The sequence below is a fragment of the Peptoniphilus hominis (ex Hitch et al. 2025) genome (assembly GCF_040096015.1).
Lineage (GTDB): Bacteria > Bacillota > Clostridia > Tissierellales > Peptoniphilaceae > Peptoniphilus_A > Peptoniphilus_A hominis.
This window is the reverse complement of record NZ_JBBMFO010000024.1, coordinates 1-11,798: the sequence shown is the minus strand read 5'-3', so window position 1 is coordinate 11,798 and position 11,798 is coordinate 1. Positions and strand designations below refer to the sequence as shown.

Annotated in this window: 11 protein-coding genes; 8 read left to right on the top strand and 3 right to left on the bottom strand. The window is 36.0% G+C overall.

What is annotated here, in order from left to right; all coding sequences use genetic code 11:
- The first annotated feature begins 78 nt into the window (after window positions 1-78).
- The gene (locus WMO19_RS07440) at window positions 79-462 is read left to right on the top strand and encodes a hypothetical protein (protein WP_349171103.1); all 384 of its coding nucleotides are present in this window, start codon (window positions 79-81) and stop codon (window positions 460-462) included.
- An 88-nt stretch (window positions 463-550) separates the two neighbouring features.
- Here the strand turns inward: WMO19_RS07440 and htpG are convergent, their stop codons facing one another.
- Window positions 551-2,401, bottom strand: coding sequence for a molecular chaperone HtpG (gene htpG / locus WMO19_RS07435; RefSeq protein ID WP_349171101.1), 1,851 nt, complete (start codon window positions 2,399-2,401; stop codon window positions 551-553).
- Window positions 2,402-2,811: 410 nt separating this feature from the next.
- Here htpG and WMO19_RS07430 point away from each other — a divergent pair, with 410 nt between their 5' ends.
- The 5 genes from WMO19_RS07430 to WMO19_RS07410 are packed head-to-tail and all read left to right on the top strand — an operon-like array spanning window position 2,812 to window position 6,763.
- On the top strand, window positions 2,812-3,504 hold the full coding sequence (locus tag WMO19_RS07430) for an ATP-binding protein (RefSeq protein ID WP_349171099.1): 693 nt from the start codon (window positions 2,812-2,814) through the stop codon (window positions 3,502-3,504).
- A gap of 10 nt (window positions 3,505-3,514) precedes the next feature.
- On the top strand, window positions 3,515-3,733 hold the full coding sequence (locus tag WMO19_RS07425) for a 4Fe-4S dicluster domain-containing protein (protein WP_019125442.1): 219 nt from the start codon (window positions 3,515-3,517) through the stop codon (window positions 3,731-3,733).
- 11 nt (window positions 3,734-3,744) lie between these two features.
- A complete protein-coding gene (locus WMO19_RS07420; protein ID WP_070611600.1) occupies window positions 3,745-4,809 on the top strand; it encodes a 3-methyl-2-oxobutanoate dehydrogenase subunit VorB in 1,065 nt (354 codons plus the stop codon).
- Window positions 4,809-5,561, top strand: coding sequence for a thiamine pyrophosphate-dependent enzyme (locus WMO19_RS07415; protein ID WP_288166944.1), 753 nt, complete (start codon window positions 4,809-4,811; stop codon window positions 5,559-5,561). Before WMO19_RS07420 ends, WMO19_RS07415 begins: the two co-directional genes overlap by 1 nt.
- Window positions 5,561-6,763 (top strand): 2-oxoacid:acceptor oxidoreductase family protein, encoded by a 1,203-nt coding sequence (locus WMO19_RS07410; RefSeq protein ID WP_349171097.1) that lies wholly within the window; start codon window positions 5,561-5,563, stop codon window positions 6,761-6,763. The genes WMO19_RS07415 and WMO19_RS07410 overlap by 1 nt, the downstream gene beginning before the upstream one ends.
- Window positions 6,764-6,992: 229 nt before the next feature.
- On the opposite strand, the gene hutG is transcribed toward WMO19_RS07410, so the two are convergent.
- The gene (hutG, locus tag WMO19_RS07405; protein WP_349171095.1) at window positions 6,993-8,024 is read right to left on the bottom strand and encodes a formimidoylglutamase; all 1,032 of its coding nucleotides are present in this window, start codon (window positions 8,022-8,024) and stop codon (window positions 6,993-6,995) included.
- Between the two features lie 8 nt (window positions 8,025-8,032).
- The gene (locus WMO19_RS07400) at window positions 8,033-8,986 is read right to left on the bottom strand and encodes a 2-hydroxyacid dehydrogenase family protein (RefSeq protein ID WP_349171093.1); all 954 of its coding nucleotides are present in this window, start codon (window positions 8,984-8,986) and stop codon (window positions 8,033-8,035) included.
- Between the two features lie 477 nt (window positions 8,987-9,463).
- On the opposite strand from WMO19_RS07400, the gene WMO19_RS07395 reads away from it, so the two are divergent.
- Complete coding sequence (locus WMO19_RS07395) at window positions 9,464-10,807, top strand: MATE family efflux transporter (protein ID WP_349171091.1); 1,344 nt, start codon at window positions 9,464-9,466, stop codon at window positions 10,805-10,807.
- An 83-nt stretch (window positions 10,808-10,890) separates the two neighbouring features.
- Window positions 10,891-11,798: elongation factor Tu (tuf, locus tag WMO19_RS07390; RefSeq protein WP_349171090.1), on the top strand; the 908-nt coding region annotated here is incomplete at its 3' end.

Sequence of the window (11,798 nt, the reverse complement as noted above, 5' to 3'; positions counted from 1 at the left end):
TAGTAAAATAAAGATATTATAAATGCCTTTAGTAATATTATAAGATGTAGAGGGGAAATTAAAAGTTAGGAGGCTACTTTGAAAAAATATATTAATTTTATAATTGTACTCTTCCTTTTTCCGATTTTAAATTTAATCAGTTTAAAAATATTGGGATACATCAATTGGAAAGTTCAAGTGACCTTTGATATAAAATACATGCTTATCTTAGCTCTTCTTAAAATTATAATGATTTTATTTTTGGGCTTTATGCTTGCCTATTTTTTTAATTTTGCAAGTAAGCTATCAAAAAAATCTACTGGAATATTTTTCTTAATTGAAATTTTTGTACTGGTAATTTATATGGTAACAAAAAAATATTATTTACCTGAAAATTTTTTCTACCTCTATGATTTCAATGTCTTGTATTTTTTCTTGCTCTTAGGGGAAAATATTTTTTTACTTTTAAATAAAAAGTCATAAGTTTTTTAAAATTCAAAAAAAGCTCTTCTCCTAAGGAAAAGAGCCTAATTTTTTGTCTTTAAATTTTAATTATTTTATATAAAATCTTTTACATTAACTTTGATACATTTCTTGCGTAGGCGATGGGGTCTTTTATGTCCAGACCTGCTACAAGTCTTGCTCCGTCGTAAAGTAATTCTGTGTAAGTTTTAAATTCTTCGGAGTCCTTGTCCATGTCCTTTAATTTTTTCACTGCAGGGTGGTTTGGATTTATTTCCAAAACCTTGTCTGCCTTAAAGGCTTCGTTGTTTGGCATGTGGCTAAGAGTTTTTTCCATTTCTATGGAGATTTCGCCCCTGCTTGATAGATAAGCTGCGTCATCTTTTAGATTTGGATTTTCTTTTATTAATGAAACTTCGCCAGATAAAAGGTCCTTCATCTTCTTTACATAGTCGCCAAGATTTTTTTCGTCTTCTTCCTTAACTTCTGTTTCAGAAATTGACTTGAATTTCTTTTCATCGTACTCATCAAGCATCTTGATGACAAATTCGTCTATTGGGTCAGTTAGGGCAAGGACTTCAATGCCTCCTTCCATGAAGTGTTTTATTTGCGGAAGGTCCTTGATGGCGTCAAGAGATGTGCCATTGGCGTAATAGATGAAGTCTTGATCTGGTCCCATGTCCTTCCTGTATTCGTTAAAGGTCACATCCCCTCTCTTTGTCGTGTCATAGATAAATAAGTCTTTTAACTTGTCCTTGTCGGCGCCAAAGTTTTCGTAGGCACCAGATTTTAAGCTTACACCAAAGTTTTTGAAGAATTCAGCATATTTTTCCCTGTCATTTTTAAGAATTTTTGCAAGTTCTTCTAAGATTTTCTTTTCTATGTTTTTCTTTATAAGTTGTAGTTCGCGAGTTTTTTGTAGCATTTCACGAGAAATGTTTAGGGAAATGTCTTCAGAGTCCACTACACCCTTGACGAAGTTCAAATAATCTGGAAGTAGGTCTTCGCATTTTTCCATGATTAGGACTCCGTTGGAGTAAAGTTCAAGTCCGCCCTTTCTATCTGGACTCAAGAAGTCAAAGGGTCTTCTTGATGGAATGTATAGGATGGCCTTAAAGGAAATCATGCCTTCCACGCTGATGTGAAGGTGGGCAAGGGGATCTTCAAAGCCAAAGTGTCTTTGCCTAAAGAAGTTGTTGTAGTCCTCCTCCTTCAATTCGTTTTTATTTTTTCTCCACATAGGAACAGAGGAGTTGAGAACATCATCTTCTCTATAGGATTCAAATTTTGGATTCTCTTCTGTGGAATCAGGAGCTGGTCTTTTCTTTTCCACTTCCATCTTTATTGGGTAGGAGATGTAGTTAGAGTAGTGGCTGACAAGTTCTCTTATTTCGTATTCGTCAAGGTACTTGTCATAGTCCTCGTCTTTTGTGTTTTCCTTTAAGTGGAGAGTTACTATAGTGCCATGAGAATCTTTTTCCCCATCAGAAATTGTGTAGCCCTTGGCGCCCTTGGACTTCCAAAGGTGAGCCCCATCTTCCTTATAGGACCTTGTGAGGACATTAATCTCATCGGCAACCATAAAGGCAGAGTAAAAGCCCACGCCAAATTGTCCAATTATTTCGTGGTCCTCATTTTTTTCATTTAGGTTTTTAAAATCAAGGGAGCCAGACTTTGCTATTGTGCCCAAGTTGGCTACAAGTTCATCTTCAGTCATGCCTATGCCGTTATCTTCAATGCTAATAGTTCTCTTTTCCTTGTCAGGTCTTATTCTAATGTAATAATCCTCGTGGTTGAATTTCACCTTGTCGTCGTTAAGGGCGATGTAGTACATCTTGTCCATGGCGTCAGAGGCATTTGAAATTAGTTCACGCAAAAATATTTCTTTATTTGTGTAAATGGAGTTGATCATTAAGTCCATTAGTCTTTCGGTTTCAGCATTGTATTTTTTATTTTTCATTTAATCACCTTTCTTCAATTTTATTTTTTCAAAATTTTCAAAATTATTAGCACTCGATAAGTGTGTCTGCTAATAATATATATCTTTTCATATAAATAGTCAAATTTTTATGAGATTTTTATTTTTTTCATAAAAATTTTCTTAAAAAAATATTTTTTCGCCTTAAATTTAAAATTTTCAAAAATTTTTTTACCGTCAAAAATTTATTTTTAAGAAAAATATATTAATTTTGTGAAATTTTTTTAAGCTCTAAAACAAGCTGATTCATAAAAATATTTTTAAGAAGCCAAAAAATTTTTATGGGAAGAAATTAAATAAAATGAAATAATTAATTTAAAATAAACCTGCAATTGTTTTCAAATGTTTTCAATTGATGTATAATATAGTTGGTGTTTTAGAAGGGAGGAGAAATGTTTACTGAAGTAGAAACAGGCAATAGGATAAAAATTATTACAGGACACTTTGGCAGTGGAAAGACAGAGTTTGCAATTAACTATGCCTTGTACCTTAGAAGGTACTTTGACAAGGTTGCAGCAGTTGATCTTGATATTATTAATACATACTTTAGACTGAGAGAGAAAATGGATTTTTTGAGCGAGCACGGCGTGGAATCCTTTTCATCTAGTATGCGTGAAAAAAATGCCTTGGATATACCAGCAGTTGATGCGGCAATTTTAAAACCACTTGAAAATAAAAACTACAGAGCTGTGTTAGATGTTGGCGGCAATCCTAAGGGTTCACTTTCTCTTGGCAGGTATAGAGATATTTTAAAAAGAGAGGGCTACGACCACTACTTTGTCATCAATAGGAATAGACCAGAGACTAAGGACTTTGAGTCTGTGAGAGATTTCATTGGACAAGTGGAAGGCCATTCACAAACCAAGGTGACGGGAATAATTAACACTACTCACTTTTTGAAGGAGACTAAAGCAGATGATCTCTTGTATGGCGATGAGCTTGCCAGAGAAGTTTCAGAGAAGTTAAATCTTCCCTATGTCTATGCAGTCTGCCTAAGAAGCATTGAGAAGGAAGTTAGGGCTTTAAATTTAGCAGCAGAAGTTTTTCCAATAGACTTATATTTTAGAGAAGATTGGATGTTATAGGAGGTAAATAATGGCTAAAGGAAGAGTTGAGTTTGAAAGCGACAGATGTAAGGGTTGTGGACTATGCGTAACTGTATGTCCTAAAAATGTAATTGAAATTGATGTGGACACTATCAACAAAAAGGGTTATGCACCAGCAATGGCAAAGAGACCAGAAGATTGTATTGCTTGCCAAAACTGTGCAATAACTTGTCCTGATTCAATTATTACAGTTTATAAAATTTCTTAAGGGGTGTTTACATGACAAAAGTACTTATGAAGGGAAACGAAGCAGTTGGTGCAGCAGCTATAGAAGCTGGTTGTAAATATTTTTTCGGTTATCCTATTACTCCTCAATCTGAAATTCCTGAATACTTATCAAGGGAACTTCCAAAGGTTGACGGATGTTTTTTACAAGCTGAGTCTGAAGTTGCAGCTATAAATATGCTTTATGGTGCTGCAGGAGCTGGAGCAAGAGTTATGACTTCATCTTCTTCTCCTGGAGTTTCACTAATGCAAGAAGGTATTTCTTATATGGCAGGGGCAGAACTTCCTTGCGTAATTGTAAATATGATGAGAGGCGGTCCAGGACTTGGATCTATTCAACCTTCTCAAACTGATTATTTCCAATCAACTAGAGGCGGCGGAAATGGTGACTACAGAACTATTACTTTGGCACCATCTTCTGTGCAAGAACTTGTAAATTTAATTGAACTTGGCTTTGATTTAGCTGACAAGTACAGAAATCCTGTTGTTATAATGAGTGACGGTGTACTTGGACAAATGATGGAACCAGTTGAATTTGGCATGCAAGAAAAAATGGATCTTCCTGAAAAAACTTGGGCAACAAGAGGCAAGGGAAAGAATCATGGCGAAAGAAATATTATAAACTCAATTTATCTTTCTGCTGATGAACTTGAAGAACACAACAAGCACTTAATTGAAAAATATAGACAAGTTACTGAAAATGAAATTAGAGTAGAAGTTGATGGAATTGAAGATGCTGATTTAGTTATCAGTGCCTATGGAACTACTGCTAGAATTGCAAAGAGTGCAATTGAACACTTAAGAAAAGAAGGTCACAAAGTTGGTCTTATCCGTCCAATAACTTGCTGGCCATATCCTTATGAAGCTTTCAAGGGAATAAATCCAAATTGCAAAGACATTTTAGTTTGCGAAATGAACCAAGGTCAAATGACTGACGATGTCAAGATTGCAGTTGAAGGTAGACAAAAAGTTCACTTCTTTGGAAGACAAGGCGGCGTAATTCCAAATGTGGAAGAAATTAAAGAAGCTGCTCTTGAAGTTTTAGGAGGTCTCAAATAATGGAAAAAACTAATGAACAAGTTTTATATAAATATTCAGATGGTTTGACTAGAAATGAAACTCACTATTGTCCAGGATGTACTCACGGAGTTATCCACAAACTAGTGGCAGAATCCTTAGTTGAACTAGGAGTTTTAGACGATGCAATTGGAGTTGCACCAGTAGGCTGTGCAGTTCTTGCTTACAAATATTTTAACTGCGACATGCACGAAGCAGCTCACGGTAGAGCACCTGCTGTTGCAACAGGCATAAAGAGAGTTCACCCAGACAATTTAGTATTCACTTACCAAGGCGATGGCGACTTGGCTTCTATTGGTACTGCAGAAATCGTTCAAGCAGCTCACAGAGGAGAAAATATTTCAACAATTTTTGTCAACAATGCAATTTATGGTATGACTGGTGGACAAATGGCACCAACAACTTTAGTTGGTCAAGTTACAACAACTTCTCCTTACGGAAGAGACGAAGCTTGGTGTGGTAAGCCAATTAAAGTATCTGAAATGCTTGCTACTATTGACGGAGCAAAATTTGTTGAAAGAGTTTCAGTTGACACTCCAGCAAATATTAGAAAGGCAAAGAAAGCTATTAAAGAATGTTTCAAATATCAACTTGAAGGCAAGGGCTTTGGAATTGTAGAAGTTTTATCATCTTGCCCAACAAACTGGGGACTTCCTCCTGCAGATGCACTTGCATGGCTTAGAGATAATATGATTCCATACTATCCACTTGGTAATTTTAGGAGGGGTGAATAATGGCTACTAGAGATATTATTGCTGCTGGATTTGGCGGACAAGGTATTATGGCAATGGGTCAACTTATAACTTATTCAGGAATGCTTGAAAACAAATTTGTTTCTTGGCTACCAAGTTATGGACCAGAAATGCGTGGAGGTTCTGCAAACTGCTCAGTTGTAGTTTCTGATGAACCTGTTGGCTCTCCAGTAATTTCACAAGCGACAGATGTAGTAGTTATGAACGAACCATCACTAGAAAAATTTGAACAATATGTTGCACCTGGCGGAAATTTATTCATAAACTCTTCCCTTGTTAAAAAAGCACCAACAAGAGATGACATAAATGTATTTTCAATTCCAGTAAATGACTTGGCAAATGAACTTGGAAACGCAAAAGTTGCCAACATGGTAATGCTTGGAGCCTTTTTGCAAGTAACTGAAACTGTAAAAGTTGAATCAGTTATAAAGGCCTTCACAAAAGTTTATGGCGACTCAAAGAAAAAACTACTTCCAATAAATGAAAGAGCAATAGCGACTGGACAAGAAGCAATTAAGGGAGCAGGCTGCGTTGGTGGAATTTGTCAAATCCTTCCAGAAAAGACTAATTCACAGGTTAAGAGCCACTACTCAAGACAAACTGCAGCAAGTGTTGAACTTAGCGGAACAGATCTTGAAAACATCGAATACCTAAAGACTATTAAAAAATATTCAGCAGAAGATGACGAAAAGATTTTCGACAATGAAATGTCAATTGTTGAAGAAGCACTTTCCATTGAAACAGAATCTATTAAGTTCTGCGACAAGGCTGCTGAAATGTTAAAGGGAGACGATGCAGGAGAAATCTTCGCATCACTTTCTCATCAATCAGAAGAACACATCTCTTACTTAAAGGGACTTAAGGAAACATTAAAGTCAAAGGACGAAACTTCTCTTGCCGACAAGATTAAGGCAAAACTTACTAAGAGAGAAGATTACGATTGGGGCAAAGTTGACCCTGAAAAGGCAAGACTTGCACTAAATGTATTTGCAATAGCTAAGGACATCAAAAATTCTTCCATTGCTTTTTATGCTAAGGCTAAGGAAAAATCTGGGGATGCCAATGCAAAGAAACTTTACGATGAACTTGAATATTGGGAAAATTTCCAACTAGAACAAGTTGCTGGTCAGTACGAAATTTACAAGGAAGAATGGTGGGCTGACCAAATGTTCTCAAAAATGTAATAAAATTTTTAAGAGGCACCTCAGGTGCTTCTTTTTTTGCTCTTTTTTAGGAACTTGTGAAAGATTTTAATTTTAAAAATTTTTTGAGAGTAAAAAATAGATTTAGAAAAAAATTACTTAGAGTAGGAAAATTTTTAGAGCTGAAAAATTTTTTGAATTTTAAAATACAAGAAAAGAAGTAAAAAAAGCCACAAAGAAATCTCTGTGGCTCATAAGTCAAATTATAAAATTATTGTGGAATATATTTGTTGTTATCCTTACCTAATTTGTGTTGTGCCATAGTTGATACAACAGTGTAGAGTAAAATTGATGCCAAGTTAGCAGTTACAGAGTCGTGGTCAAATCTTGGAGATACTTCACAAATATCAAAGCTCATTGGCTTGCCAGAGGAGAAGACATGTTTTAAAAGTAAAATTACCTTTTCTGGGTCAAGACCAAGGGGTTGTGGGGCAGAAACACCTGGTGCAAAACTTGAAGTGAAGCAGTCCATACAAATTGTAATGTATAGGTGATCTTGTTCTGCAATGTATTCGTCAAGGTTTTGAGCGATGTCAAATAAATGACCGTTTATTACATCCTTACCAAGGACATATTTAACTCCTAACTTATCGGCAGTTCTAAAAAGTGCAAGAGTGTTGGAGTGCTTTTGAATTCCCAATACATAGTAGGCATAGTCTGTTCCATTTTCCTTGGTGTAGTCTGCAATTTGTCTAAACATTGTGCCGCTTGTGCCTGTTCCCTTTTCATAAGGTCTTAGGTCAAAGTGGGCATCAAAGTTTAGGATGCCAAGTTTATTGTCTTCTCTGTCGTCAAGAGAAGTTGAAAGTCCCTTGTAGTGACCAAAGGCAGTTTCGTGGCCGCCACCTAGGACAAGGGGAAATAAATTTAATTCGAGAACTCTTTTTACAGCCTTAGCTAGTTCGTCTTGGCTGGCTTCAAGAGTTGTGTACTTACTTGTAACATTTCCGCAGTCAAAAATTTTAAGGTCCTTAGAAAATTGACATGGAAGTTTTGCAAGTTCCTTTCTTATGGCAGCTGGACCTGCAGCAGCGCCAAATCTTCCCTTGTTAAGCTCAATACCTTGGTCGGATTCAAAACCCAGTATGCCAAAGCCAAGCTTTCCATCAAAGGGACTTAAGCTTTCGTCGTTTAAATCAAGGGGCCTCACCCATTGATGCCATCTAAAGGATTCGTAATCATTTTCGTCGTCAATCCTGCCTGACCATATTCCCATTTCTTGGGGACTGTAATGATTTATCATTTTACACCTCAGTTTACTTTATTTTTTGGAGTTTTTCCATTTTTAAAATCAATTAAATTGTCCTTTGCATTTTCGCCCATTTCAAGCCTTGCCTCAAAAGTTGCATTGCCAAGGTGAGGAGCGAGAATAACATTATCAAGGTCCATTAGTTTTTCATTAACTTTTGGCTCAAATTCATAGACATCAAGAGCAGCGCATGCAATTTCCTTTTCTATAAGTGCATGGGCAAGAGCTTCTTCGTCAACTATTGGACCTCTTGACGCATTTATTAATATAGCAGATTTTTTCATCATTTCAAGTTCTTTTTTAGAAATCATGTGGTGAAGTTCTGGCACAAAGGCAGTGTGTAAACTTAAAAAGTCAGAATTTTTAATTACATAACCCTTGTCCCTATATTCAATGCCAAATTCCCTTTCGAAATCTTCCTTTCTTGTGCGTGAATAATAAATTACCTTCATTTCAAAAGCCTTGGCTCTTTTTGCAAGGTTCTTTCCTATATTTCCAAGACCAATTATGCCAAGAGTCTTGCCCTTTAATTGACTTCCAAGGTAAAAAGTTGGACGCCAGCCATAAAAGCCACCTTCTCTTGTAACCTTGTCGCCAGATACAATACGCCTTGCAGCAGCAAGCATAAGACCGAAGGCAAGTTCAGCAGTGGAGACAGCAGAGGCAGGAGCAGGTGCATTGGTAACAATAATTCCCTTTTCTCTTGCGTAAGCTATGTCGATGTTGTCAAAGCCTGCGCCGTAGTTTGCAATAAATTTTAAGTCACTTCCTGCATCAATTACATCTTTGTCGATTTTATCAGATAGGGGACACAAAAGTGCATCTTGACCCTTAATTTTTTCTATTATCTCATCTTTTTTTAGGGGGACATTGGAGTCGTGGTAGCTTATCTCAAAATTTTTATCTAGTTCATCGTAAATTTTTTCTGGAATATTACTTGTAATCAATAACTTCATAAAATCACCTCGTTATTTTTATTTTAACACATAAATATAAAAATGATTAACAAGGGTAAATAAATTGATTGTAAGAAAAAAATAATATAAAATAATATATGTTAGGGGCGAGTATTTTGAAGAAAAATAAAGTGTTAATAATTTTAAATTTTATATTTTTAATTTTTACTCTTATATCATATTTTAAAAGAGGTCAGAGTATATTTTTGTTATTTACTTTTGCGTTTTTTGTTCAGATTTGTTATTGTTTATACGACATTTATAAGAATAAATATTAATTGCAAAAGGCATACATATGTAAGAAAAAGATGTTATAAGACTTAAAAAGGGAACTTAATGGCAGAACATTAAAAGAAGAAGTGGGAGAATATAATAATTTTAAATACTCAGAAGTTAAGAATGTTTTCTTGGCTTCTTTTTTTAACTTCAAAAATCTTATAATCTCCTATATAATATATAAAGTTAAGAGGTGATTAGGTGCAAAGTAATGAAAATAAATTGGGGACTATGTCAATACCAAAACTTTTATTTCAAGTATCCTTTCCCATTGTAGTTTCCATGTTTATACAGTCAATGTATAACTTGGTGGACTCCTATTATATAGGAAAGATTAACGAAGAGGCCTTTACAGCAATTTCCATTGCCTTTCCCATTCAAAATATAATGATAGGAATAGCAGTGGGAACTGGCGTTGGTATGAACTCTTTGATTTCAAGATACTTGGGAGAAAAAAATTATGAAAAATCAAATAGGACAGCCGAGACTGGTCTATCCCTTGCCATAATTTATGGAATAATTTTATTTATTTTATCAAGATTTTTGCCAAGACCCTTCCTGTCAGCTCAGACCACTGATGAAAATATAATTGCCTATGGAATAGAATACCTTGAGATTGTAATGGGCTTTTCCATGGGAGTTTTTATACAAATTTTTCTGGAGAGGACCTTGCAGTCTACAGGCAGGTCAGTTTTTACTATGCTGACACAGCTTATTGGAGCAGTCTTAAATATAATCCTTGACCCAATATTTATCTTTGGCTACTTTGGACTACCTGCCATGGGAGTTAAGGGTGCAGCAATTGCAACTGTAACGGGACAAATTATCGGTGCCCTTTGCGGCTGCTTCTTCGAATATAAATTCAACGAAGAGATAACTATAAAGAAGCCAGTTTTAGATTTAGACATAGTAAAGGGAATTTATGTAGTTGGAGTTCCTTCCATGATTACAATTACCATTCAGTCCTTTACAATTTATGTCCTAAATAAAATGCTCTCAGAGATTTCAACCTCTGCTATTGCGGCTCTGGGTGCCTACTTCAAGGTTCAGTCCTTTGTCTTTATGCCAATCTTTGGCGTGAACAACGGTCTTGTGCCAATAGTCGCCTACAATTATGGAGCGAAAAATAAAGATAGGATCATAAAAACCATAAAACTTGCCTTCATAACAGTGACTTTTATGATGATTCTAGTATCATCAATAATAATAATTTTCCCAAGAGAAATACTTGGCATATTCTCTGCCAGTGGCAAGATGCTTGAGATAGGAATACCAATGCTTAGGATCTGTGCCCTATCCTATATCTTTGCAGGCATATCCATAGTAGGCACAGCAGTCTTCCAAGCCTTTGGCAATGGAATTTTGACATTATTTGATTCTATTTTAAGACAAATTATTGTGCTTCTACCTGTTGCCTACATTGCCATAAAATATTTCACAGTCAATGAAATATGGTGGGGCTATGTAATTGCAGAATTTGCATCCACACTTTTTGTAATTTATTTAATGAACACCTTTGTCAGAAAAAAATTAGAGCTTATTTAAGCCTTAAAAGTGGCTTAAATGTTGAAAAAATTTTGAATTTGAGGTATTATTAACTTAATTTAAAAAATCCTAGGAGGAATAGCATGGCTAAAGCAAAATTTGAAAGAAATAAACCACACGTAAACATTGGAACAATTGGTCACGTTGACCACGGTAAGACAACACTAACAGCAGCAATCACACTTGTAATGAACAAGAGATACGGCGGCGGAGAATTCGTAGATTACGCACACATTGACAAGGCACCAGAAGAAAGAGAAAGAGGAATCACAATTTCAACATCTCACGTAGAATACGAAACACCAAACAGACACTACGCACACGTAGACTGCCCAGGACACGCTGACTATGTAAAGAACATGATCACAGGAGCAGCACAAATGGACGGCGCAATCCTAGTAGTATCAGCAGCTGACGGTCCAATGCCACAAACAAGAGAACACATTCTACTAGCTCGTCAAGTAGGCGTACCAAAGATTGTAGTATTCCTAAACAAAGAAGACCAAGTAGATGACCCAGAACTAATCGAATTAGTAGAAATGGAAGTAAGAGACCTACTAAGTGAATACGACTTTGACGGAGACAACACACCAATCGTAGTTGGCTCAGCTCTAAAAGCCCTAGAAGATCCAGACGGAGAATGGGGAGACAAAATCGTAAAACTAATGGAAGAAGTAGACGCATACATTCCAACACCAGCAAGAGATACAGAACACCCATTCCTAATGCCAATAGAAGACATCTTCTCAATCACAGGAAGAGGAACAGTAGCAACAGGAAGAGTAGAACAAGGTGTAGTAAAAGTAGGAGACACAGTAGAAGTAGTAGGCCTAACAGACGAAAAGAGACAAGTAGTAGTAACAGGTGTAGAAATGTTTAGAAAACAACTAGACCAAGCAGAAGCAGGAGACAACATCGGAGCACTACTAAGAGGCGTACAAAGAGAAGAAATCCAAAGAGGACAAGTCCTAGCAGCACCAGGAACAATTCA

Excerpts from the sequence above, each read along its gene's own strand:
- htpG (WP_349171101.1), bottom strand. The coding sequence starts at position 2,401 with ATGAAAAATAAAAAATACAATGCTGAAACCGAAAGACTAATGGACTTA.
- WMO19_RS07430 (WP_349171099.1), top strand. The coding sequence starts at position 2,812 with ATGTTTACTGAAGTAGAAACAGGCAATAGGATAAAAATTATTACAGGA.
- WMO19_RS07425 (WP_019125442.1), top strand. The coding sequence starts at position 3,515 with ATGGCTAAAGGAAGAGTTGAGTTTGAAAGCGACAGATGTAAGGGTTGT.
- WMO19_RS07420 (WP_070611600.1), top strand. The coding sequence starts at position 3,745 with ATGACAAAAGTACTTATGAAGGGAAACGAAGCAGTTGGTGCAGCAGCT.
- WMO19_RS07415 (WP_288166944.1), top strand. The coding sequence starts at position 4,809 with ATGGAAAAAACTAATGAACAAGTTTTATATAAATATTCAGATGGTTTG.
- WMO19_RS07410 (WP_349171097.1), top strand. The coding sequence starts at position 5,561 with ATGGCTACTAGAGATATTATTGCTGCTGGATTTGGCGGACAAGGTATT.
- hutG (WP_349171095.1), bottom strand. The coding sequence starts at position 8,024 with ATGATAAATCATTACAGTCCCCAAGAAATGGGAATATGGTCAGGCAGG.
- WMO19_RS07400 (WP_349171093.1), bottom strand. The coding sequence starts at position 8,986 with ATGAAGTTATTGATTACAAGTAATATTCCAGAAAAAATTTACGATGAA.